A 24,801-nucleotide genomic window follows, 5' to 3' on the forward strand; every position below is an offset into this window, starting at 1 on the left:
ATTTCCCTTAACAAGCTTCCGGCTTTATTAATTTGTAGTACGGCTTAACTGGCAAAGCAATAAGAACAGCCATGTTCCTGGGCGCGGCCCACTGCCCAAATGCCCGATGGTACCGGTTGTACTCCTGGTAATAAACCCGCCAGCCATTCCTTCTTAACAGCAGCAGCGTCTTGTTTGGTATTCTCGGCTACAACTGCGCTAAACACGGTTAAAGCCATATCGCAGGCACAAAACATTACGCCACTGGCTTGCAATTCATCTATTCCGATTTTTACTTCACCAATGCCTGGTGCCTTAAAGGTGCCCGGTTTTGGTTGCCAAAAGGGGTTCTGGGTGGCAGGAGTTTTGGAAGCCTCATCATTGATCTTAAACATTTCGCCAAATTTGTATTTTTCCCAAAGCGGATTTCCCATTGCATAAGGGATCGCATTGTGACGCAGGATCACTACCACTCCACAATCTTTTTCGGGAGAGCCTGTTGCCGCGTTTGTAAGCAGGAACACCTTGGGCCATGCAAACGGAAATATTTCATGCGGTTGCGTTACGTCAAATACCATTCTGTGTTTTCCTTTTACCTTGTTGAACCAGACATCGGCATCAGAAACATCGGGTAATGAAATGTCTGCTGCTACCGATTGTAGCGGAGAGGAGATGATACCTGCACCTAATACCGCGGCGCCGGTTGCAAATTGTTTTAAAAAAGTTCGGCGTTGATTTAACTGGGGTTGATTGTCTTTTTTCATCGCGATAAAATTTAATGTGATAAAATATCTGAGTATAGAAATCTTCTTAAATCCTTAATCAAAAATTTACTTAGGCTTCCGGCTTGAAAAAAAATGCTTATATAAAGTTATATATAACAAACTGATTTTAAAATATTTAAAAAAAATAAGATTTATATAATAGGAAAATATACCCCTTGCCTGAGTGTAATATCGTAAAGGATTTTGGACTATTCCGATAAGAGCGTTTTACAAAATTCCCAGCTGTAAATGGACCTTGTGTTTTTTTCTGCAGCAAAGGATTGTAGCATCTTTTTTACCTCATTTTACCCAAGTTAACTATTTGTTAATATCAACCAAAGGATGAGTTACTTATCAAAAGGTACTTTTGGCGCTATAAAAAAAATGACTACAGGCTACTTTATGAAAATGATTTTAAACATTAAACTTACTGATAATTACAACAAGAGGTTCAAAAATAACAGGGAAATAAATCCATTCATGAGGGTTTGTTGTACCGCGTTACTGGCCATCATGGCGGGCTGTATTAGTAACACTGCGCTGGGCCAGGCTAACCATAGCAATCCCTGGGCACCCACTGAAATCGGCGTGATGCCACCCATTGCCAGCATGACAAAAGGCGTTTGGCTCAAGGGCGAACTGCACGTACACTCCAGGCATAGTACGGAGTCATCTAACAATCCCATCGCGAAAATTATCGCTTTTTCTAAGTCGGTGGGCATGGATTATGTATGTATTACCGACCACGACAACCATGTGGATGGCGATGTAGCAAACCACACCTGGGCAGATCCCGAGTTTAAGTCAGACTCTGTTCTGCTTCTGTATGGCGCGGAATGGACAACTACCCGCGGCCACGGGAATGTGTTCTCGGCTAAACCATATGATCATCAGCGTTTATACGATGTACGCGATCAGCGCGACGTGGTGGTTGGGGCTGTGAAAAAAGGGCTTGGCATTCATTTGTCGGCCAATCACCCGAGTGGTAAAGATCATTTTGGATACTCCTATGATATGGTAGAATCGATTGAAGTATGGAATTCTGCAGTTTGGCCCAAAAATGCCAATGCGATCATGATTTGGGATGATATGCTTTCATCGGGCCGTAAGCTAACCGGTAGAGGTGGAAGCGATGCGCATCATGGCGTTCCGGATTCGCCCGATAAGGCAACTAAAAACAGTTACCAGGCAAAGGCCAACTATGTAGGTACTCCCACAACATGGGTTTTCGCTACCGCGCGGACATCGCAGGCGGTTGTTGATGCCCTTACGAACGGGCGGGTTGCCATTAGCTCAAATCCGTATGCGCCTCGCGTTGAATTTTATGCCGACCTTAATCAGGATGGTAAGATGGATATGATGATGGGCGACAATGCCAAGTCGACCGGTAAATCTGTTAAGTTTCGGGTTCAGCTCACAGGGAATACTTTACCGGCAGCAACTTATACAATCAACGTGATAAAGAACGGTAACAAGTTAGGTAGCTACCAGGCAACAGGCAAAATGCCTATGATTGAGTTTAACGATACTCCTGTTACCGTTGGCCGCACCTATTACCGTGTGGAGGTTGAGGGCCCACAAACGGACTATCCGCAGGTACCCCAATCAATGGCGCTGAGTGGAAACATGGTTGGATTATCGAATCCAATCTACTTCAATTTCGACCCGAATTTTTAATCGAGGCAGATAAAAAATATTTTTAAAACAGGTGTTGTATCATAGGCCGATAGAGCTGAGGATACAACACCTGTTTTGTTATAATTAGTTTTTTCTTGTTTATAAATTACCCGGGTCTCGTTTGTTTTACGTGGTTATTGAAGTGAACTCTTCGCCGCGTAGAAACTAAAAAGATTTCAAGGTTGAAAATGACTAATTCAGGATCAAGTTAGTCCATTTAAGGTATTTGTTGATTGATTGCAGGGCGTTGTTGGGGTACTTTTGACTTAACAAATCAAAACAATTTAAAAATAAAACAATGGACACTAACAAAATCGGAGCTACATCAGAAAATGGTACTGCTCAAGAAGTAAAAGTATTATACACAGGTAAAACACATACAACAGGTGGTCGTGACGGCGGTTCTTCCCGCAGTTCAGATGGCCATTTGGATATTAAACATTCAGTTCCGGGTTCTGAAGGTACTGGCACCAATCCTGAGCAGCTGTTTGCCGCTGGCTGGTCGGCTTGTTTTATTGGTGCAATGAAAAAAGCTGCCGGCACAATGAAGGTTAGGATACCTCAGGATGTGGCCGTTGACGCCGAAATAGACCTGCTTTTAAATGATGGTGCATATTCTCTTGGGGCTCGCCTTAATGTAAGCTTGCCAGGTTTAGAACGCGAAGTTGCCCAGGCTTTGGCAGACGCAGCACACCAAACCTGTCCGTACTCTAAAGCCACTCGTGGCAATATCGACGTTGAAATCAACGTGATCTAAGCCAAACTTTTTTACAGAACTGTCCTGCCCATGTTTACCGGGCAGGACAGTTCTTTTTTTATTTCAAAATATTCCCTGGTAAATATCCACTCCTCATCATTAAAGGGGGAGTTATAATCTGCCCGAGGACGCCCAGTTAGGTTTAATCTATTTCTTCAGGATGCTATTGCCGTAAAGTTTAACATTCGTACAATTCTTCCATATTACCAATTTATCAATACTGGCGTTTGAATGAATTACATTGTTAAAAAAGCTAATGTTTGATGCGTTTTCAGCGCTTAACAGGCTTACTGCTGTTAACAGAAAGCTGTTGTTATAAATGGCGATGTTTTTGTGCACTGCACCCTGATCAATTTTGTTTTCGGGGTGAATGCTGATAACGGGTTCCCCGGAGCTGATAAATGTGTTTTTACGTATAGTCAAATCTCTTACCATACCAGATTCATACCAGCTGCTGGCATCATCTTCTACCAGGACACTGCTTGAATTAACGTTTTTAAAAGTGCAATTTTCAATAATAGCCTTTCTACGGGTGGTAACTAAAATTCCCCTTGTCGGGATCCTGGTTATTATTGTATTTTGAATTAATAGTTTAGGGGTCCAGGAAATGTTTTCAACTACATCCCCATTAGTAACAGCTGGGACTGATTTTTGAAGAGTTAACAATATAGTTTTATCATCTATTTTCTTTTGGGCAGTGATCAGGTTGTTACCAAATGGCAGCAAGGTTGCCGGGTGTATAAAATCTACGCTATCTCCCGCTTTAAACGCGTCAAAGCCATAGGTTTGATCATGCATAAATCTTACTATGACTTGATTGGGCGACGGTTTTTCTACAATTTTTAAAAACGTTCCGTGCACGTTGACGGCATCGTCATTAGCGGCAGATAAATAGCTGTGGTTAATTTTGATGGTACCACGGCAGCCCGAGAAATGTAATATATCTGCCCAGGCAGAACAGGTTCTGCCTGAATTTGGCGCGGGTTTTACTGTTAAGGAATCTATACTGATGTTATCGCAATATTGACTCACCATGCCCATCCCATGCATAAAATAGATGTGTATGTTTTTCAGCGTTATGTTTTTGCTCCGCTGCAAAAATATGCCTGCACAATCTCTTGTTACATCCCGGGTTTGATAGATCATGCCTTTTTTAAAGCCGGGATTATGTATAAAATATGCTTTCAATACACTATCATGCTGAGCAAATTTTACATTGCCCATGCTCAAATCCACCCGGGATACGTTACCTGTTTCAGGGTTAAATTCCTGCCAGTACCAGCCTGTTTTGTAGCGCCAGCCTTCACCTTCCCACGTAAGTACGCTATCCAGTATGGTGTATTTTGAATCCGGGTGAACTTTAAGATCAACATAATTTGGAGTTACAGCCGTAACCTTAAGCTCCGAAACAGTGGGACGCTTATAATCAAAACTGATCCCCTCCATGGTGATGTTCTGGCATCTGTCAACACAGGTTTCAATCATTTTACCTCTTAAAACAAACTGCACGCCTCGGGCGGTTAACTTTATATATCTTGAATCAACAAAGTATAAAGCAATTGCCTTTAAGGCTAATGGGGTATCGTTAGTATTAGAAATATTAAAACGTGTTTTAAAAGCGCTGTCGGGGTAAAAGTCATACCTGCCCGGTGCAAAATTGATAGAAACCGGCGACGCCTGATTGCCATGGGCCATCATCACCAGGGATTGATCCAGCTTTCCGGGGGCTATAACCATTAATTTATCGCCGGCTGCAAAAATCAGTTGATTGGCTTTCCTGAAGCTTTTCCAGGGGTACTTTACAGATGTACCGCTGTTTTGGTCATTGCCCTTATTGGGATCAATAAAATAGGTGGTTTTACCCGGTGAATACCGCCGGTTGTTATAAGACGGATATAGGGCGTTAACCTGGGCATGAAGCTGGTTTGGAAAGCTTTCCAACAACAGCATTAATAACAAAAGACAAGTATATTTATTCCTGTTCATCGGCGCAAACATGCAAAAACAATTTTATAGTTGAACATGCGCGGTCTCTCCATTTTGAATAATATAGGTGTGTTTATCTTTTCCTTTATCGATGCTTATGGCTATTTTACCATTGGCTTGCCTGGAGATCTTTAAATCAAATACCGTCCCGAAAGAGTGGATATTATTTAAAGCCATATGCTGCCAGCCATTGGGCAACCTTGGGGTACAATTGAAACGGTTAAAGCCTGTTGGTCTTATCCCAAACAAACCTTCTGTAAATATCCTGCAGTATAAACCGCTTTCGGCCGATAGATGCCTTTGGTTGCCTTCCGGGTAGGCTTCCACAGGGTAGGGTACGTGCTCGCCCAAAAGCCTGCGGCGCGAGTAGTAACGCAAAAAAGTTAGTGCTTTTTCGGTTTCGCCAGCCTGCAGCACCCCGCGAAGGGCATATAAGGTTGAACGATCCCAGAAAGTATCCTGCCCTTCTGCAGTAGCCAGGCCGTCCGTCGTCCATAGCTGTGGCGAAAATAGGGCGTCAATGGTGCCTTTGCTCCGGTCGGAAATTCCCATCGTTAATGGCATACAGATCCAAGCCCGTAAAACGGTATTGGTTTCATAGTATTTGTAGGTATGGAAGCCATCAACAGTTGCTCCAAAATACTTTTCAATATTTATTTTAAGTCGCCCGGCCTCCCGGTTGTACTGATTAGTTAGCTTATCCGGAGCATGAAGTTGTTTGCCAAGTAAAGCTGCAGAAATCAAGGCATCATAATACAAGCAATTTGTGGAGAGGTTAGCCTTACCTGCCGGAAAACGGCCTTCCAGTTCATCTGCATCTGATGTTACTACACCTTGTTGGTTGATATGCCTGCGGCTGTATTCCAGGCACCAGGTTATTAATGGCCATAGCTTCCGGGCAGAGTCGGCGTTGCCATAAGTAAGCGCGTACCTTGATGCCCCATAAGCGATCATGGCCTGGTCGCCCCGGTCGCCGGCACCATTCCAGGTGGCATCACCTTCGGCAACTATGGAGCTGGGTATTGGCTTATATTGCGGATTCATGTACTGCGCAAACAACCGGTAACAATTCATTGCAGATAAATTACCTATGCTATCGCCGGAAAAAGCGAAGTATGGACTGACGTATTCGGCCTGGTCATTTGCCCAGATAGCCGCGTAATATGACAAGCCTCCCGGGCCATGCATATACCCATTCTTTGTTTTAAAGATACTTTCTGTCGCCCGTATTTTGGCAAATGCAAATTCGGTATTTAAAATACTGTCGGGCGTTTCTAATTGTAATGGCCTTAAAATGTCCGCGATGCGTTTTTCCCTGGCTTTTTCTTCTGCCGATGGATCAACCGGCTGTAAAGCACCGGGATGATCGGTTGCCAGGTAACATATTGAAAAGTAAGTAGTTTGGCGAGGCTGCAATACACGGCTACCTGCATTAACAGACTCCATAATCACCGTATGGGCTGATGACTTACTTGTAGTCGAGTCTGTTGTTATCTCCCGTTTTAATTTTTCCATTGAAACCGTTACTTGTTTATTGCTGGTGTTGGTCAGCTTAAACTTTTCAATAGCTAAAGGTTTATCTACAGAAGGGAAAAAGCTCCGTTCAATATCTACCATGCCGATGCTGCCTGCCAGGGCGGAGATGCGCATAATGCCATGCTGGCTAATGCTGCTAACCTTTAGAGGGATATCGCCGGCTTCCTGGGTATTGTTAATTTTTAGCAGTTTATGATCGATATAGATCCTGGGTAATTCATTATCCTGGTATGTATAGGCTATGTGGCTACGGGTATCATCAGGCAACATCCTAAAGGTTGGGAAAACTACGGTACGGGTAATTTTAGCTACGCCGGTTGCGTCTACACTATAGCCAACCCAAAGCGAAACCTTTTCGCCAGACATTTCGATGTGATCAGCATGCGGAAGCCTGTCAGTTATTTTCCAGGCTATGCCGCCATCCTGTTGAATGGTCCACCTGTTATTTTGTATGGGCAGGTTTTTTTGCTGTGCATGAATAGTTAAATGGGTGGATAAGATAATTAACGTTGAAAAAAAATAGTTTTTATTAGCTCTCATAAATGTTGGCGAGGTACTTGTAATGATTTGGTTTTGATAGGGTTAATGCATTTTAACATTTGCTTGTTGACCGGGCTTTACCATTGTTTCCACAAAGGATATTGTCCTGTTTTGATCATCCTTACCCTTTTTTGTGTTAACAACATTTCCGTTAATATTTGCCCGTTTAAATGTACCGTAAAACATCGCTTTCCATTTAAATGACTGCTTTCCTGTATTACTTATCATTGATTGTTGTGGGCTCAGGTGGGCCAGGTTAACTGTAGTATTTAAAAGTGAGAGCTGATCAATAGCGGCATTTCCAGTACCATTTGTTTTATAAATGGTGCCCAATGTTTTGGTCCGCGCATCGGGTGTTATACCCATCAGGCCCTGTACAACGCCTTCTATTATTCCGTAGGATACTTCGGGATATTCACGCCTTGCGGTAGATGGATCGGACAGGAATAAGATGTATTCCCTCGCTTTTTCCCATTTTCCAAATTTGTAAAGCAGGAAAGGGTAATAAGACATGTTCTCAACGTTCCATTTAGAAGCCGCAACCCGTTTCACCGTTTTATTTGTCCTTACAGTATCTTTCAACGCATCAAACCAAAGCAAGAAGGTTTCTCCCTCTTGCATACCAAATTGGTTATTGTTACTATAATAGGTATAATATTGATTGTCTTTTTCGTTCCACCAGTCGGCCTCCAGGCGTTTCCTGTATTGTTGTGCCTTTTGCGCGTAAGTTGCCGCTTCCTTATAGTTCCCTTTTCTTGTCAGGATCTCCGAATAGGTGAGCATTCCCCTGTATAAAGCGGCAACCAGGTCGGCACCGGTCTTCAGGTTATGAACACCTTCAGAGTAAGAAGGTAAGCCGCGGCATCTGTGGAAGGAATCATTTTCATTATAAGGTGTTGGCGCATTAGGGTGGGCGGGTCTTTTAAGTAAGGAATCTGCCGAAAGTACCCAGGTTTTTATGTATTCATTTACCGTTTTTTGCTGGAAGTTGACAAAAGCAGGCGCATCCACATAATGGCTATCACCGGTCCACAGGTACATCCTCCAGCTTGCATATAAAATGTCGAAGTTGGCGGGCAGGTTATACCAAAACTCCTTATCGTTCCGGTAATCGTCTGGTGCGGGCTTTGCCCATTTGTTGATCTCCCAATAAGTACACCAGTCCTTTGATGGAGAAATGTTTTCGGCAAAAAGGTTAAACATGTTGGTGTTTTCACGGCTCAGTCCCAATATTTCGGCGCCTATACACTGATGGGATACATCGCGCATACAAAATGCAGACCTGGGCGGAAGGGCGGATTCATACCATGGGCCAACAGGATCGGTGTCAGATCCTTTATAATGAAGGGCCGTTTCTTTGGCCCAGTTAAATGCCTTTTCCAATTCCGTATCAGAGGAGCTGAAAACGACGCCTTTTTTCTGCGCAACGGCAGTTGAGCACGTAAATAAAAATAGGAGTAAAGCCGCTTTGTATTTAAGCAAAATCATATGATGTAAATTAAAAATCTTAGTTATACAGGTTTATAATGAAAATTGGAATATCAGTTTGAACGTAAATGATCAGCAATTGACCATATTATAAAACTTAATCTGTTTGGGAAAAGTTCTATTCTGTTCTATTCTATAAAGTTATCAAATATTTTTTTGGTAGCAAATTTATTTTGACAGAATTAGTGGTGAGAACAAAATAAACAGCATAATCATCAGTATAAGCAGTATGCCGGTATAATAATGACGGTTTTTCCAGGGCCTTATATCTACTACATTATTTAGCTTTAGGGTATACGGAACCGGCATAGGGTATACTTTACCAATGAGGAGCATAATACCACAGGTAACCACAAATAAAATAGCCAGGATGTGCAGGAAATGGATATGCGTATCAACAACTAACTGGGTAAGGGCATAGCATGCAATAAAAAAGATTAAGCCGATTTTAGCCGCAACTGCCGGTACTTTTTTGGTAACAAAGCCCATGAACATGATGGTAAATATGGGTACATTAAAGAAACCATTAACGATTTGCACATAAGTATAGAACCCATTTTTTACAAAAATGATCAATGGTGCAATGAACATCGCGGCAAGGCATCCTGCAATTTCAAATTGCTTGGCAGTTCTTAATAGTTTCTTTTCCGTAACCTGCTTTGACTGTTTTTGTAACCAGGGCTTATAGATATTCAACATGAATAGTGTGCTGGAACTATTAAGGCCGGCGTTAAAAGTGGTAAGGGCGGCAACAAAAATTACCGCGGCAATAAAGCCCGCTATAAAAGGGGGAGATACCAGGCTATCCAGTCTCGGGAATACCTCGGCGGTATTATGCATTTTTGAAAAAATATGCACTGCGATAATGCCGGGTATATTTAAAAGCAAAGGAGATATCAATTTCCCCAAACAGGCTAACGCTAAACCTTTTTGAGATGTTTTCAGGTCTTTTGAAGCCAGCACCTGCTGAATAATATACTGTTCGGTACCCCAGTAATACAGGTTAACCAGCAGCATGCCCGTGAATAAGGTGCCAAAGGGAATAGCATCAGCAGATGAGCCTATACTATTTAAGTGCTCTTTATGCACGGTAAGTAATTGATGGAAACCCGCCTGCATACTGCCGTGGCCTATATATTTTAATCCAAAGAAGGGCAGGAGGATTCCGCCAGCAAAAAAGCCAATGCCAAGCAGGATATCGAGTACGGTTATGGCTTTCAATCCGCCAATCATAGAAAACAGGGAGCCAATGGTACCCATGATCCATACCAGGATCAGGATGACGGTCCAATACTCTATTTTCCACACATCCGAAAAATGAAACAGGCCGTTAAAGGCAATAGCCCCCGCATACAATACAGATGGAAGCAGGTTGAATATATAGCTGATTAAAAATATAACAGAAACTAATTTGCCTACGCCCGCACTGTACCTCGCGGTCAAAAAATCGGGCGTGGTTGCTATACCCATTTTAAGATACAGCGGCATAATGAACTCCGATACCAGTAACATAGCCAATACAGAGGTTACTCCCCATGCCATAACGGTCATGTTATTGGTATAGGTGAGTTCGTTTTCGCCAATGATGGAGGCTGTATTGATATTGGTGAATAGTAAGCCACCACCTACCAGTAAAAAGCCAAGGCTCCTGTTTGCAAAAAACAGCCCATTTAAGCTATTGACCTTATTTTTGCCGGATTTGTACCACAATGTACACGCTACTATCCCGGCAAAAAACAGAAAGCCAATGATCATCGTGGGATTCATAGGGAATGCCTAAAGCGTTAGCCTGTCAAATAATATCATCGGGACGGTTAGTTGTATTTTTTCTTTAGATAAAACAACTTCACCCGCTATTTTTCCCATGTTTGAAAAGTCGGCTGAAAAGGTAGTAATGCCGATGATCTCTTTAGCCGGTTCATCATTGTGCGATAAAACGCCCAGATCTTTGCCGGGTTTGAGTTTCTGAGTTTTGCAATCACGCATGATCTGCCACAGCGCAAAGTTGTCCAGCGTAAAATACACCTTCCCTTTTTCAACGGAGCCTGGCTGATATTCTTCTTCAATCCGGCCTTTGATGTTAAAATCTGTCAGGAATTTTTTGAATGATTGAACAATCTCCTTTGGATCTAAGGAGTTTTGGGAATGGTAAAATATAAACTCATCAAACTGACTTATTTTGGGTGCCAGCTTTGAAAAAATATCATAAGAGGTTTGGCCAAACTCCTGGGTAATGTGGTTAAATTCACCATCCAGTTGTTCGTAACGGTCAAACATCAGGAATTTATTACGCGGAATACTTTCTAACAGTTCTTTAGTTTTGGGGTGGGGTATAGGCGCCACCACATACATACCGTATTTGCCTTTAATCTGGAGCAGGATAGTTTCAAAAATTTCGATATTTCCATGGTGAAAATAAGTGGTTAGCTGTACATTATGGCCCAGTTCATGCCTGAAATTGCGGTAAAACTGCTCCTCAAAGGTATCGAGGTTATACATCAGCAAGGCCACGTTTAATGTTTGCCCTGTATTGCCATTGCCTACAAAATAACCCAAACGGTTCTTAGCCTCTACAATTCCGCGACTGATGAGGTCCTTATAGCCTTTAACAATGGTTTCCCTTGAAAAACCAAGCTCTTTGATTAATTTATTTACCGATGGCAGCATTTCGTCCTGACCGATTATTTTTTCGTCGATAGAATTGATAATTCCCTGAACAAACCGGTCATGCTTTGAATAAGATGGGATTTCTGCCAGCTTTCTTATTTCCTCAAAAATTCTGTCCATTAAATACGTGTAGTTTTTAGCCAAAGTAAGAAAAAAAAGGCAGCAAGGTAGCTGCCTTTTTTTATGCACCTTTTGTTTTAATTATAATTTGGATTTTGTTTCAGGTTAGGATTGATCTGGATCTCCTTACGGGGAATTGGGTAATAATAAAATGAAGGTACCCATGTCCGTTTTTGCATGGTCATTACCTTATAAGTGAACGCGGTATTGGCGGATGACGTGGGTGTAATGGTAATACCCAAACCATCTTTTGAGCCAATTTCGGCTATTCCCCAACGGCGAATATCAAAATAGCGGTGCCCTTCAAAACACAGCTCTATCCGTCGTTCATGGCGTATCGCGTCTGTTAAAGCAGTTCCTGTTGCTGTAACTGCTGGCATCCCGGCTCTGTCCCTAATCTTATTGAGGTAAAGCAATGCTTGCCCGCTATTGCCAAGCGCCTGCTGTGCCTCTGCATAATTTAAATATATCTCGGCCAAACGGAATGACACCCATTGGCAGGCGCTGTATGGCTGGATATTAAAATTATAGCTTTCGTCAACCATCTTTCTCATGGTGTAACCTGTTTTTGAAGCGTTCCATGGAGATAAGCTGCTCCCTTTGGAGTCTAGCCCTCCTTCATAAAACTGCGCGCCACGCCCCTGGAAAGGTGAACCGTTAAACAGGATATCTGCATAAAAACGGGGATCCCGGTTCTGGTAAGGGTTTGCGCCGTTATTGGCCCAGCTGAACGGGGTTCCATCTGCCATGTCAAAGTCTTCAACCATTTGCTCCAGCACGTTGTAGGCGCTATATCCATTGTATCCGTTCGGACTAAGGTCACGATAAAGCGTGTTGTACCTGTCTTCCTGAACGGTAGCATTGAATACCCGCGAGAAAATTACTTCGCTGTTAAAGAAGTCGGTAAAAATGGTATTGTAGGTAGATGAGTTTCCGTGCAGGGAGTACAAGCCAAGGTCGATAACAGCCTTAGCCGCATCGGAAGCAGCCTGCCACCGGCTTACATCATTTGTAGTGTTGTAAGTAGGACTCGCGGCATACAGCAACAGGCGCGATTTGAGCGCAAGCGCAGCACCCAGGGTTGCTTTACCATAATCGCTGTTATTTGTATAGGTTTTGGGTAAAGCCGCCGCGGCAGCGCTAATCTCGGTTAGAATGAAATCCCTTGTCTGGTCCCATGTGGCCCTTGATTCGTTAAAGGTGTTATCATTAGCCGTATAAACTTTGGTGATCAGCGGAACCCCGCCGAAACGCTTTAATAACTCAAAATAACATAGTGCCCTTAAAAAATGAACCTCACCTTTCATATTATTGAGCTGCGCGCCATGGCCAACGGTATCTGCCTGTACCACATTTTGAAAAAATTGGTTTGTTTTCTGGATGGTACTGTACAGGGTTGTCCAATAATTCAATGTAGAACTGTAATTTAAAGGGAAAGAGCTACCCTGGTTATCGGGGGTAGCCTGGCCCATGATATAGGTATTTTCGTGACACCAGTTAAAGTTGCTGTACAGCTCATCTGTTTGCGAACCCCATCCAAAGCCGCCATCTTTAAAAGCGAATACCGATTCTTTATAGATCTGGTTAACAAATACCTGTATAAGAGCCGGATCAGTCCAGACAGTGTTGGTTGAAAAGGAGCTCGTGGGCTGCAGGTCGAGCACTTTTTTACAGGATATCCCCGTAAAAAACAATAGTGTCAAACTAAAGATTGTATATATTTTTTTCATCACACAAATCATTTAAAATGTAACATTTACGCCAAGATTGATGATCCGTTGCTGCGGATACGTCCTGCCATAATTTAAGGAGGAGCCTGGGTTTAATAAAGAACTTATGTTCGAAGCACTTTCGGGATCAAAAGAGGGGCCGAATTTATCAATCGAAAACAAGTTGTTCCCGCTCACAAATATCCTCGCTGCCTTTACTTTGATCCTGCTCAACAGCTCCTTTGAAAAACTATAGCCTATTTCCACATTTTTTAAACGAAGGAAGGCATCGCTGCGCAACCAATAGGTTGAGGGGTATGCATTGGAGCCAAAGGTTCTTTCGGTTGGGCCATTAAAAGTACGGGGATAGGTATTGTCACCCTCCTTTTGCCAGCGACCTGTAAAAAACTGCTCGGCCATATTTAAACCATTGGGCATTAAAAGGGCCTGGGCCTTTGCCTGTCCCTGGAAAAATATGGTAAAGTCGAAGTTTTTGTACTTGCCACCTAAGGTAAGCCCGTAAAGTAGCTGTGGGGTATTGGATAGGGTATTCCTAACCTTGTCCAGATCATTGATCACACCATCGCCGTTCACATCCTTATATTTGATATCGCCCACGCCTGTGCCGTTTTGGTGAGGATAAGCATTCAACTGAGCAGTGTTTTGAAAAATACCATCTGCCTGGTACAAGAGATATGAATCTGTAGAATAGCCGGTCACCTTCTGATAGCCCGGAACATTCAGAGGCTCGGCACCGTAGATTACTTTATTAACCGCATAGGTCATGTTTCCGTTAACGTTGAAGGAGAAATCCTTACTAACCGTTTTACTATAGCCCAAATCAACTTCAAAGCCTTTATTATTAACCTTACCCAAATTCACATCCGGTAAGGTAAGGCCAGCGTAATCAGGTACAGCCGCGCTTGGTTTTACCAAAATGTTGTTACGTGAAGAGCGGAATACATCTACACTAACCGAAAATGCTTTAAACAATTGCGCATCAAGCCCCAGGTTGGTAGTTGTAGCCACTTCCCAGGTGATATTGGAGTTAGGGGCAGGACCCAAAGAGAAGCCTGGCACCTGCGTAGCATTTGGCCCAAAGTAGTATCCGGCTCCTAAATACTGTGAGATTTGCCCGGCCTGAAGGCCATAGGTTTGGATATACTGGAAGGCATTAACCGCGTCATTACCTGTTTTTCCCCATGATCCCCTCAGTTTCAGGTCGTCAATAACTGACGAATGAAAGAAGCCTTCCTGCGAAATTCGCCATGCTGCAGATACGGACGGGAAGAAGCCAAAGCGTTTGCCTGCCGGAAAGTTGGGAGAACCGTCATAGCGCATGTTATAATCCAGCAGGTACCTGTCGTCATAATTATATGATAACCGGCTGATAAAGTTTTGACGGGCAAACTGTGTAGTAATAGAATTATTGGTTTCGCCAACAGTACTACCTGCGAATAATTCGGTTACGTTATTACTCAGGAAACCGGTTCTGTAAGCATCCAGCTCGGTATAAGTTTGCTGCTGCTGCTCGTAGGCTACAAATGCTTCAATACCATGTTTCTGGAATTTGCGCTCGTAACCTAATTTAATATTGATCAGCCTGCTTACGGTTTGACTATTAGTTATCGATAAATTAGGCGGAATGGTAGAAGTTACCTCATCATAATTGCCTGTTGTTTTATTATAACTATAAGCAGGTGGGGGCAATGCATTGAATCCTTTATACTGGTTGGAGTTTACATCATACGCAAAGTAACCATCCAGGTGCAGCCCTGGTGTGATTTTCGGTAATGCCCAGTTAAACGATGTTTTGGTTTGTAAAAAATCATAATTGTTGTGGGTATAGCCTAAACCGCCATTTAATACATAAACCATGCTGTTTTGCGGGCCTCCACCTATGCCAACACCTACTTTACCATTGGGATAAACCGGAACCAAATATGGATAGGCTGCCCAAAGCTGATTAAATATCCCATTGGCATCATAGCCAGGAGCTTCACCATTTTTAAATTCATCACGGTACATCACATCCACGCCAATTTTAAAGTTGTCGGTAGCTGTAATGTCAATATTGGCCCGGGCATTGTCGTTTTTATAATAGTCTGCTCCGCTATTATACATGCTGTTTTGAAACAGGTGCTGACCCGAGATGTAGTATTTCACCTTATCCGAGCCGCCCCTTAAGGTAAGCACGTTATTGGTTTGCGTTGCCCAGTTTCTCATAACCGCATTCCACCAATTGGTATTAGGGTGGCCAAGCGGATCGGTACCGTCTTTGTATTTTTGAATATCATCAGCTGTATATTCATGCTGCTGACCAACCAGGTCGTCATATTCATTTGCAGATTGCGCAAACTGCCATGAACTCAGCATTTTTGGAACGCGGGTAGGCTGCGTCATAGAAAAATTGGAAGTAAATGATAAGGTGGTTTTACCTGTTGTTCCCCTTTTGGTGGTTATCAAAATTACACCATTAGCCGCCCTGGCGCCATAAATAGATCCGGTGGCGTCCTTTAAAACGGTGAAAGACTCAATATCCGCCGGATCTAAGCGATTAAAACCACGATCGGGAATTCCATCAATTACAACCAGTGGGCTGGTGTTTCCGAGGGTTCCCTTTCCCCTCACAAGGATACTGGCATCATCGGCTCCGGGTTCGCCGCTCCGGGTGTTAACGATAAGGCCCGGTACAGCGCCTGCAAGCGTATTGGATACGTTAGCAACGGGCGATTTTTCCAGTTCGGTACCTTTAATAGTACTTACGGCTCCCGTGAGGTTGGCTTTTTTCCGGGTACCGTAACCAATCACCACTACTTCGCCAAGGTTTCCCGAGGCTTTATCCGGGGCCATGGTTACATCACCATTCCAGTCTTTAGTAACCACGACTATTTTTTTCAAATATCCGATAAAGGAAAAGGAAAGTTTTACGTTGGTTTCGGGAACGCTGATCTTGTAAAATCCGTTCGCATCTGTACTTGTGCCTTGAGCGGTTCCATCAAGCAAAATACTTACTCCGGGAAGGGTCTGGCCGTGTTCATCGGTTACATGGCCCGAGATGCTTCTTTTTTGTTGGGAAAAACCCTGCTGATAACACAGCAGCAAAATAAAGCATAGTAAATACATGCCCAGTTTTTTAGGTGGTACTTTTTTTTTCATAATGATTTTTTGGTTTGAATTGGTTATTCTGTTCTGTTCTATTCTTTAATAAAGGTAATGACAAAATTGTTACCTCCAAATGTTTTTTTTAATTATTTGAAAAAAGGTGTTTGGAGGTTGTACTCAATAGGAAAAGAAGGCGATTAATATCTGCCTGAATTATATTATTAAAAAGTTGTAGCGAATTAGATAGGCCGTTCGTATAGGGTTTGTACCTAAGTGTAATTATTACATGAAGTAAATATTATATATTTGTTATTATGTCATATATCCGACGCATGTAAGGAAAAAAAACAGCTATTTTGCTGTGAAAGTAGATTAGGGCATCTACTTTTTTGTGCTCTTTAAGTAAATAATAAGGCGAGTTTTATTTTAATTAATAGCCAGATATACTTTGACGTAAACAAATACAATTTTTAATATTCTTAAATCCTATAGTCTTATCCGTGAAAAAAAAATATCTTGTAATTTGCCTCTTACTCTTTACTACTATAAGTATGAAGAGTTATTCTCAAACTATTCCGGTTGGTAATTACCTTGAAGATATTGCAAGGAGAGACCAAATTTTAGGTGAAACCGATAATCCAATTTCCTTTACCATTCGTCCTGTTAGTCGTGAATGGAATAAGAATGGGCCAGACTCTTCTTTACAGAACCTGGTGGCAAGTAAACAATATTTAAAGTTTAAGTTTATGGGGGGGCCGTCCGGAGTGCAAGTACTTCCCTTTAATTGGTTAAATGAGTATAATGTAAATAGGCCCTATGGATATAATAATGCTTCGTTATATCCTAATAAAGGTTATCAAAGCCTCATCAGCGGTGGTTTTTTAATAACAGCGGGAATATTAAAAATTCAACTGAAACCAGAATTGGTGTATGCTCAAAATAAGGCATTTAATACTTTTGCCGATTTACAGGCTAATAATAACTCACCGGCATTGATGGCTGCTTATTTTAGTACTATAAACGGGATAGATGCTCCTGAAAGGTTCGGAAATAAATCAATAACTCATTTGTATCCCGGGCAATCAAAAATCACCTTGAATTACAATAGCATTGAAGCAGGAGTTTCGACCGAAAATCTTTGGTGGGGGCCAGGCATAAAAAATTCCATTATGATGAGTAACTCCGCGCCCGGCTTTTTACACTGGACATTTAATTCTGCAAAACCGGTTAAAACAATCATCGGCTCGTTTGAATGGCAATTAATAGGCGGCAACTTAAAGCAATCAGGATACGCACCTGATGATGTAAGTAAATTAATTTACGGCACCGGCCTCTATAATCCTAAACCTAAAGTTACCAGGTATATATCGGCATTAACTGTTAACTGGCAGCCCAAATGGTTAAAGGGATTATATCTTGGTTTTACAAGCTATGATTATCTTGATAAGGATTCTACCTATCGCCAAAGAAATATTATCCGTAAAACATTTCCGGTAATCACCGGCTCATCTTTAAAAGCAAATGATATTTCAAATGCTACACATGGCGACGGACAGGATTTTGCATATGCATTTAATGTAAGGCAACTTTTACCCTTCTATAAATCAGAGATTTATTTTGAATGGGCCAGGAATGACAGATCAAGCGGCTTTAATGATTTTTTACAGGAGCCCGAACACTCAACGGCTTACACTCTTGGTGGCAGAAAACTGTTTGACCTTGGTAAGAATGATTTTTTACAAATTAAAACCGAAATAACTCAATTGCAAAGAGCACCAACGTATTTATTAAGGGATGAGCCTACCTGGTATGAACACCTTACCAATCCGAGGGATGGTTATACCAATGATGGCAGATATATAGGAGCCGGAATTGGTCCGGGAAGTTACAGCCTTATACTTGACTTTAGTTACCTGAAAAATTTAAACTCCTATGGCATAACCCTTGAAAGGCAGTTACATAACAATGATCTTTATTACAGTGCCTTTGCCGGTACCGGTATATATAATTTGCATTGGGTTGATCTTTCAGGCACCTTTTACACGAATATAAGATTGAAAAACTACCTGCTCTCTGCAGAAGTTACCCCTGTTTACTCCTTAAATTACGAGTATAGAAACGGCGCAAGCTTTAATTTACATGCAAGGCTCAATCTCACTTATTATTTTAATTAATTATCATGGCTTTTATTATAGAAGCATTAACTTTTTATATGCATCATAAATTAACCTCAAACTAAAAGAACTTACATAGTTCTTAATAAATAATTATTTGACTTACTTTTGCAAAAAATAATATCATTTATTGGAGTGTTATTTTTTATGCCCTAATGGCTTTTTTACTTATGAATAAACTTAACTTTCGGGTACTTTTGATTGTCCTCATTATTATTTGTGGCGCAATTAAAACAGTCTCGGCTCAAACTGCTCTTCAAAATATTTCTTCTATTAATGTTGATGATCTTTCTGATCAGCAAATAGCCCAATTGATTCAGCAGGCGCAAAACGCAGGATTAAGTGATGCCGAATTATTACAACAAGCCCAAAGCAGGGGAATGTCAAGCGCCCAGGTTCAAAAATTACAAACCCGTATAAAAGATCTGCGTAGTAAAAACGGAGGCCAATCATCTGGTCGTGCTGATACTGCATATACCACAACAGGCAGGCGGCTTAATTATAAGCCAGACAGCGTGGATACGTCATATACCCGAAAAGATATTTTTGAAAACCTAAAACCTAAAATTTTTGGTGCAGACATTTTTAAAAACAAGAACAGCTCATTTGAACCTAACCTGAAGCTGGCCACGCCGTTAAACTATATATTAGGCCCTAATGATCAGCTTAATATAAATGTGTATGGCAGTTCATTAGTAAACTGGAAACTGGATGTTTCACCAGAAGGTAACATTAACATTCCGGGAATAGGCATTTTAAACGTTGGGGGTAAAACCATTGAACAAGCCACCTCACTCATAAAAAATAAGCTTGCTGCAAATAACTATGCCATTGGGCGTGGTACAAGTGTGCAGGTAACACTTGGCAATATACGCAGCATACAGGTTATCATTATTGGCCAGGTTGTAAAACCGGGAACCTATACGTTGCCATCGCTTGCTACAGTTTTTAACGCGTTATATACGGCCGGCGGCCCAAATGATAATGGTAGTTTAAGGCAAATTGAAATCATCAGGAATAACCGGATAATAAGGCACCTGGATGTTTATGATTTCCTGGTAAAAGGCGATCAAAAAAATAATATCTCATTACAGGATCAGGATATTGTACGCGTACCTACCTACAGAACAAGGATTGAGCTTGCAGGGCAGATTAAAATACCGGCATTATTTGAGGTTTTACCTGGTGAGAGCCTTGAAAATATATTAAGCTATGCCGGTGGATTTACAGATAGCGCTTATACTGCACGCATAAAAGTTTCACAGATAAGTGATCAGCAAAGAAAAATTACCGATGTTTTAGAAGTCGATTACAAGAATTATATTCCTTTAAGGGGGGATAAGTATACCATTGAATCTGTTATCAATAGGTTTCAAAACAGGGTTGTAATTAATGGAGCCGTCTTTAAACCTGGGGATTATGAGCTGCAAAACGGATTGACTTTATACCAGTTAATAGAAAAAGCCGCTGGGTTAAAAGAGGATGCTTTTACAGATAGGGGTACTATTACCCGCCTAAAGCCAGATAATAGCACCGAAATGGTAGGTTTTAGTGTAAAGGATGTAATGAATAAAACAGTGAGCATCCCGTTGCAGCGCGAAGACATTATTAATATATCGTCGATTTTTGATTTACGTGATAAATATATAGTTACAATTAATGGCAGCGTAAGGAAACCCGGAAAGTTTGCTTTCTCAGAAAACATGAAGGTGGAGGATCTGATACTAAAGGCCGGCGGTTTTGCAGAAGGGGCGAGTACAAAACGTATTGAGGTAGCCAGGAGAATTTCAGATGCAGATCCATCATCCAAAAGCAGTTCCGTTGCCCAGGTATTTAGTGTTAATATAGATGGCCCTTTAAAACCGGCTGAAGCAAATTTTATATTGAACCCGTTTGATATTGTTTCGATATATAGCTTACCCGGATATGAAAAACAAAAAACAGTAAAAGTAGAAGGCGAAGTTCTATATCCCGGATCTTATACTATAAAAAACAAGAATGAAAAAATATCAGACCTTGTAGCCCGTGCCGGAGGTCTTACCGCATCGGCCGATGTTGAAGGAGGCTCTTTAAAAAGAGAAAACATTGCCATATTAGGAGTTGATAAAAACAAGGCTGATACTGTAGCCCTTGCGCTTGAAAGAACAGCTAAATTTGAAAGGCTTAAAAGAACCTATAAAGATTCAACCAATACAGGTGATGCGCAACAGCGCAACAATTATGTAGGTATTGATCTTAACAGTATATTAAAATCACCTGGTTCAAAAATTGATCTTCTTATAGAGGATGGCGATGTTTTAAGAGTCCCAAAACAGCAACAGATAGTTCGGGTTAACGGGCAGGTACTTTATCCAAGTGCCGTAGTTTACGAAAGTTCAAAATCGTTTAATGACTTTGTATACAACGCTGGTGGATATGGCCCTGACGCACTAAGAAGAGGCGCGTATGTAGTATATCCAAACGGAACGGTTAAAGGTACCCGGAAGTTCTTGTTTTTTAACAGCCATCCTTCGGTTAAACCCGGAAGCGAAATATATGTTCCTAAAAAATCTGAAAGCAAGGGTAACACAGCTCAAACCATTTTAGGGTTTACTACAGGTTTAGCTTCTTTGGGTGCTATTATTCTGGGGATTTTAAGTTTGAATAAATAGATAAAAGATTCACTCGGCCATTAGAAGACTAAATTTATGAATATAGAGGATCAGGAAAATATTGGTGGAAATTCGGATGAAGTATCTGTAAAGTTTATAGTTACTAAGACTATATCGGCAATAAAATATGTTAAAAGTAAATGGTTATTAATATTTACTATTTCTGCGATAGGGGGTATTGTCGGATTTTGCTATTCAATTTATAAAAAAAATACTTATACGGCTGTTTGCACATTTGTTTTAGAAGAATCAGGAAAAGGAAGTGGGCTTGGGCAATATGCTGGCCTGGCAAGTCTGGCCGGAATAAATCTGGGTAGTGGAGGTGGAGGCGGAATATTTGAAGGCGACAACATACTGGAATTATATAAATCCAGAACAATGATAAAAAAAACACTTTTAACTGAAGTAATTATAAATAACAAAAATCAAACGCTTATTGAAAGATATATTCATAACAATAAATTACGTGAGAGGTGGAAGAACAAAGACAATATTGATAGTATATCTTTTAAGGGCGATGCTGAAAAGTTTAATCGGAGACAGGATAGTATTATAACAGATTTGGTTGATATTTTCAATAAAAAGGTTTTGAACGTAAGTAAGCCGGATAAAAAACTAAATATTATCAAGGTAGAAGTAGTTGCAAATGATGAATTGTTTGCCAAAGAATTTACAAATAAGTTAGTTGAAAATGTCAACAACTTTTATATTCAAACTAAAACCAAAAAAGCGTATCAGGATGTTTCTATTTTGCAGAAACAAGCAGATAGCGTTAAGATAGTCTTAAATTCTTCAATAAGTGGAGTTGCATCGGCCATCGACGCTTCCCCTAATGCAAATCCTTCACTACTATCTCTTAGGGTTCCATCACAAAAAAAACAAATTGATGTACAAGCAAGCACAGCAATATATAGTGAAATTGTGAAGAATTTAGAGATTTCAAAAATTTCGTTAAGGCAGGAGATGCCACTCATACAAGTCATTGATAAGCCGGTGTTACCATTAACGGTTAATAAAGTAGGTAAGGTAAAAGGGGTAGTATCGGGAATAATTATTGCGGGTTTGTTAGCTATCATAGTTTTAGTAATAGGAAGAGCTTTCAAACGCCAGCTTAACTAATTTTTAAGTTATACCGTATCATTAATTTAGGTATAACAGGTATAAAAGAGTCATGGATAATAATCAAATAAAGCTTATAAACCTTCCTAAAATTTTAGACGAAAGAGGAAACCTTTCGTTTTTGGAAGAAAATAACCATATTCCGTTTAAAATTCAACGCGTTTATTGGATATATGATGTGCCGGGTGGTGAAGAACGGGGTGGGCACGCCTATAAAGAAAATAAAGAGTTTATCATTGCTTTATCAGGGAGTTTTGATGTGGTATTAGATGATGGAAAAGAAACTAAAAGGTACTCATTAAACAGGTCATACTATGGATTATATATTCCAAAAGGAATTTGGAGGCATATGGAAAATTTTTCAACTAATTCATTAGCTTTTATTGCTGCATCAACATTTTATCAAGAAGATGATTATATCAGAGATTATAGTGTATTTAAGCAAAATAAATCATGAGAGCTTCAGTATACAATTGTAATGTAATTGAATTTAAAAAAATTCATAATAGGGCTGGTAATATTACATCTATCAATGGCGCATTAGAAATACCATTTGATATTCAAAGAGTTTATTACTTATATGATGTGCCTGGCGGAGAAATACGAGGTGGGCATGCCCATTATGGATTAAAGCAACTAATTATAGCGGCCAGCGGGAGTTTTGATGTGGTGATTGATGATGGACATATAAAAAAAACAATTACACTTAACAGACCTAATTTTGGATTATATATAACACCTGGAATTTGGCGCGATCTGGTCAATTTTTCATCTGGAGCCGTGCTTCTGGTTTTGGCATCAAATAAATATGATGAGAAAGATTATATAAGAGATTATCAAGATTTTTTAGAATATACGTATGGATAATAACATTCATTCCTTATCAGATGTAAAAACAGATAAGATAGGGGAAAATACTTTTGTTTGGCAATTTTGCGTTATTCTTGAAGGTGCAATAATAGGTTCAAACTGTAACATTAATTGCAATTGCTTTATTGAAAACGATGTCATTCTCGGCAATAATATTACCATAAAATCTGGTGTTCAAATCTGGGATGGTATAAGTGTTGAAGATAATGTATTTATTGGACCTAATGCCACTTTTACAAATGATCTGATACCCCGTTCAAAAGTCTATCCTAAAGAATTTAAGCGAACTCTTATAAAAAGAGGCGCTTCTATCGGGGCAAATGCAACCATTGTTGCCGGTATTGAAGTAGGTGAGTTTTCATTTATTGGAGCGGGTAGTGTTGTTACTAAATCTGTTCCCCCTTATACAGTTTGGTACGGTAACCCTGCCAGGCATAAAGGATTTATTACCGAAGATGCCATAATTCTTGATTTGAATTTATTAGATAAGGAAACTAATATTCAATACATTTTAGATGAATATAAACCAATTAGAAAATAATGATTAAGTTTTTGGATCTATTAGAAATTAATAGGCGGCATAAGGAAGAATTAACAAAGGCATTTGAGCGCGTTTTAGATTCAGGCTGGTATATAATGGGTAATGAATTAAATGCATTCGAAACCGATTTTGCAGCTTATTGCGGAACTAAACACGCGATAGGTGTAGCCAACGGGCTGGATGCACTAATTTTAATTATCAGGGCATATAAAGAGTTGGGGATATTTCAGGACGGCGATGAAATTATTGTACCCGCTAATACCTATATAGCCAGTATTTTGGCCATATCCGCTAATAATTTAATTCCTGTGCTGGTTGAGCCCAATATCGATACTTACAATATTGATCCAGCTTTAATTGAACGTCAGATCACAGCAAAAACAAAAGCCATTTTGCCTGTTCATTTATACGGCCAACTCTGTGATATGCAGGCAATAAATGCTATTGCTCAAAAGCATCAGTTAAAAGTAATTGAAGATAGTGCACAGGCTCACGGCGCAACAAGTAACGGCAAACGAGCCGGGAATTTTGGTGATGCCACTGGTTTTAGCTTTTACCCTGGTAAAAACTTAGGTGCCTTAGGAGATGGAGGGGCTATTACCACCAACGATGATGTATTAAATGATTCCATACGGGCATTATTAAATTATGGTTCGCATAAAAAATACGAAAACCTGTATAAAGGTGTTAACAGCCGTTTGGATGAGTTGCAGGCTGCATTGTTAGGTGTTAAGCTTAAAACCCTTGATCAGGAAACGGCAACTAAAAGAGCAATTGCAAATCGTTACCTGCAGGAAATAAATAATTCTAAAATTATTTCACCAAAAATAGCTGAGCAAAGTGCTCATGTCTGGCATTTATTTGTTGTAAGAACGGATAACCGTGATCATTTACAGCAATATCTTACCAGTAATGGCATTCAAACTATTATACATTATCCTATACCGCCACACCAGCAACAGGCTTATAAAGAGTGGAATAATTTAAGCTATCGTATAAGCGAAACTATCCATCGCGAAGTTTTAAGTTTGCCTTTAAGCCCTGTATTAAAACCCGAAGAGGTGGATCACGTTATAAAAACCTTAAATGAATATTAAAGAAGTTTTAAAAGAATCCAT

The 24,801-nt window shown here is 40.6% G+C and carries 17 protein-coding genes; 9 read left to right on the forward strand and 8 right to left on the reverse strand.

The features are described 5' to 3' along the window. Positions 1-44: 44 nt before the first annotated feature. Positions 45-743 (reverse strand): hypothetical protein, encoded by a 699-nt coding sequence (locus Q0R88_RS10150; protein WP_295715689.1) that lies wholly within the window; start codon positions 741-743, stop codon positions 45-47. Positions 744-1,085: 342 nt separating this feature from the next. On the opposite strand from Q0R88_RS10150, the gene Q0R88_RS10155 reads away from it, so the two are divergent. After that, positions 1,086-2,420 (forward strand): CehA/McbA family metallohydrolase, encoded by a 1,335-nt coding sequence (locus Q0R88_RS10155; protein ID WP_295715691.1) that lies wholly within the window; start codon positions 1,086-1,088, stop codon positions 2,418-2,420. A gap of 298 nt (positions 2,421-2,718) precedes the next feature. Further along, the gene (locus tag Q0R88_RS10160; RefSeq protein ID WP_295715692.1) at positions 2,719-3,177 is read left to right on the forward strand and encodes an organic hydroperoxide resistance protein; all 459 of its coding nucleotides are present in this window, start codon (positions 2,719-2,721) and stop codon (positions 3,175-3,177) included. Between the two features lie 147 nt (positions 3,178-3,324). On the opposite strand, the gene Q0R88_RS10165 is transcribed toward Q0R88_RS10160, so the two are convergent. The 7 genes from Q0R88_RS10165 to Q0R88_RS10195 all read right to left on the reverse strand — a co-directional run bounded on the left by Q0R88_RS10165 (position 3,325) and on the right by Q0R88_RS10195 (position 16,382). Continuing rightward, on the reverse strand, positions 3,325-5,163 hold the full coding sequence (locus tag Q0R88_RS10165) for a right-handed parallel beta-helix repeat-containing protein (protein ID WP_295715694.1): 1,839 nt from the start codon (positions 5,161-5,163) through the stop codon (positions 3,325-3,327). A 24-nt stretch (positions 5,164-5,187) separates the two neighbouring features. Beyond that, positions 5,188-7,239 carry a hypothetical protein gene (locus Q0R88_RS10170; protein WP_295715696.1) on the reverse strand — a complete coding sequence of 684 codons (2,052 nt, stop codon included), beginning with the start codon at positions 7,237-7,239 and terminating at the stop codon, positions 5,188-5,190. 42 nt (positions 7,240-7,281) lie between these two features. After that, the gene (locus tag Q0R88_RS10175; RefSeq protein WP_295715698.1) at positions 7,282-8,727 is read right to left on the reverse strand and encodes a hypothetical protein; all 1,446 of its coding nucleotides are present in this window, start codon (positions 8,725-8,727) and stop codon (positions 7,282-7,284) included. Between the two features lie 168 nt (positions 8,728-8,895). After that, on the reverse strand, positions 8,896-10,482 hold the full coding sequence (locus Q0R88_RS10180; RefSeq protein WP_295715701.1) for a solute:sodium symporter family transporter: 1,587 nt from the start codon (positions 10,480-10,482) through the stop codon (positions 8,896-8,898). Between the two features lie 21 nt (positions 10,483-10,503). Further along, a complete protein-coding gene (locus Q0R88_RS10185) occupies positions 10,504-11,514 on the reverse strand; it encodes a GntR family transcriptional regulator (RefSeq protein ID WP_295715703.1) in 1,011 nt (336 codons plus the stop codon). 77 nt (positions 11,515-11,591) lie between these two features. Further along, the gene (locus Q0R88_RS10190; protein WP_295715705.1) at positions 11,592-13,244 is read right to left on the reverse strand and encodes a RagB/SusD family nutrient uptake outer membrane protein; all 1,653 of its coding nucleotides are present in this window, start codon (positions 13,242-13,244) and stop codon (positions 11,592-11,594) included. Between the two features lie 12 nt (positions 13,245-13,256). Further along, the gene (locus Q0R88_RS10195; RefSeq protein ID WP_295715707.1) at positions 13,257-16,382 is read right to left on the reverse strand and encodes a TonB-dependent receptor; all 3,126 of its coding nucleotides are present in this window, start codon (positions 16,380-16,382) and stop codon (positions 13,257-13,259) included. Positions 16,383-16,879: 497 nt separating this feature from the next. Here Q0R88_RS10195 and Q0R88_RS10200 point away from each other — a divergent pair, with 497 nt between their 5' ends. From Q0R88_RS10200 to Q0R88_RS10230, 7 genes are all read left to right on the forward strand, one after another. Continuing rightward, on the forward strand, positions 16,880-18,502 hold the full coding sequence (locus Q0R88_RS10200; protein ID WP_295715709.1) for a capsule assembly Wzi family protein: 1,623 nt from the start codon (positions 16,880-16,882) through the stop codon (positions 18,500-18,502). 170 nt (positions 18,503-18,672) lie between these two features. Further along, the gene (locus Q0R88_RS10205; protein WP_295715711.1) at positions 18,673-21,153 is read left to right on the forward strand and encodes an SLBB domain-containing protein; all 2,481 of its coding nucleotides are present in this window, start codon (positions 18,673-18,675) and stop codon (positions 21,151-21,153) included. A gap of 36 nt (positions 21,154-21,189) precedes the next feature. Next, entirely contained in the window at positions 21,190-22,272 is a 1,083-nt protein-coding gene (locus Q0R88_RS10210) for a lipopolysaccharide biosynthesis protein (RefSeq protein WP_295715714.1), read from the forward strand. Between the two features lie 52 nt (positions 22,273-22,324). Next, positions 22,325-22,729: an FdtA/QdtA family cupin domain-containing protein gene (locus Q0R88_RS10215; RefSeq protein ID WP_295715716.1), complete on the forward strand. Its 405-nt coding sequence runs from the start codon at positions 22,325-22,327 to the stop codon at positions 22,727-22,729. After that, a complete protein-coding gene (locus Q0R88_RS10220) occupies positions 22,726-23,139 on the forward strand; it encodes an FdtA/QdtA family cupin domain-containing protein (RefSeq protein WP_295715718.1) in 414 nt (137 codons plus the stop codon). Before Q0R88_RS10215 ends, Q0R88_RS10220 begins: the two co-directional genes overlap by 4 nt. Continuing rightward, positions 23,132-23,683 (forward strand): acyltransferase, encoded by a 552-nt coding sequence (locus Q0R88_RS10225; protein ID WP_295715720.1) that lies wholly within the window; start codon positions 23,132-23,134, stop codon positions 23,681-23,683. The genes Q0R88_RS10220 and Q0R88_RS10225 overlap by 8 nt, the downstream gene beginning before the upstream one ends. After that, complete coding sequence (locus Q0R88_RS10230) at positions 23,683-24,780, forward strand: DegT/DnrJ/EryC1/StrS family aminotransferase (protein WP_295715722.1); 1,098 nt, start codon at positions 23,683-23,685, stop codon at positions 24,778-24,780. The genes Q0R88_RS10225 and Q0R88_RS10230 overlap by 1 nt, the downstream gene beginning before the upstream one ends. The last annotated feature ends 21 nt before the right edge of the window (positions 24,781-24,801 follow it).

This window comes from Mucilaginibacter sp. (assembly GCF_025362475.1).
Lineage (GTDB): Bacteria > Bacteroidota > Bacteroidia > Sphingobacteriales > Sphingobacteriaceae > Mucilaginibacter.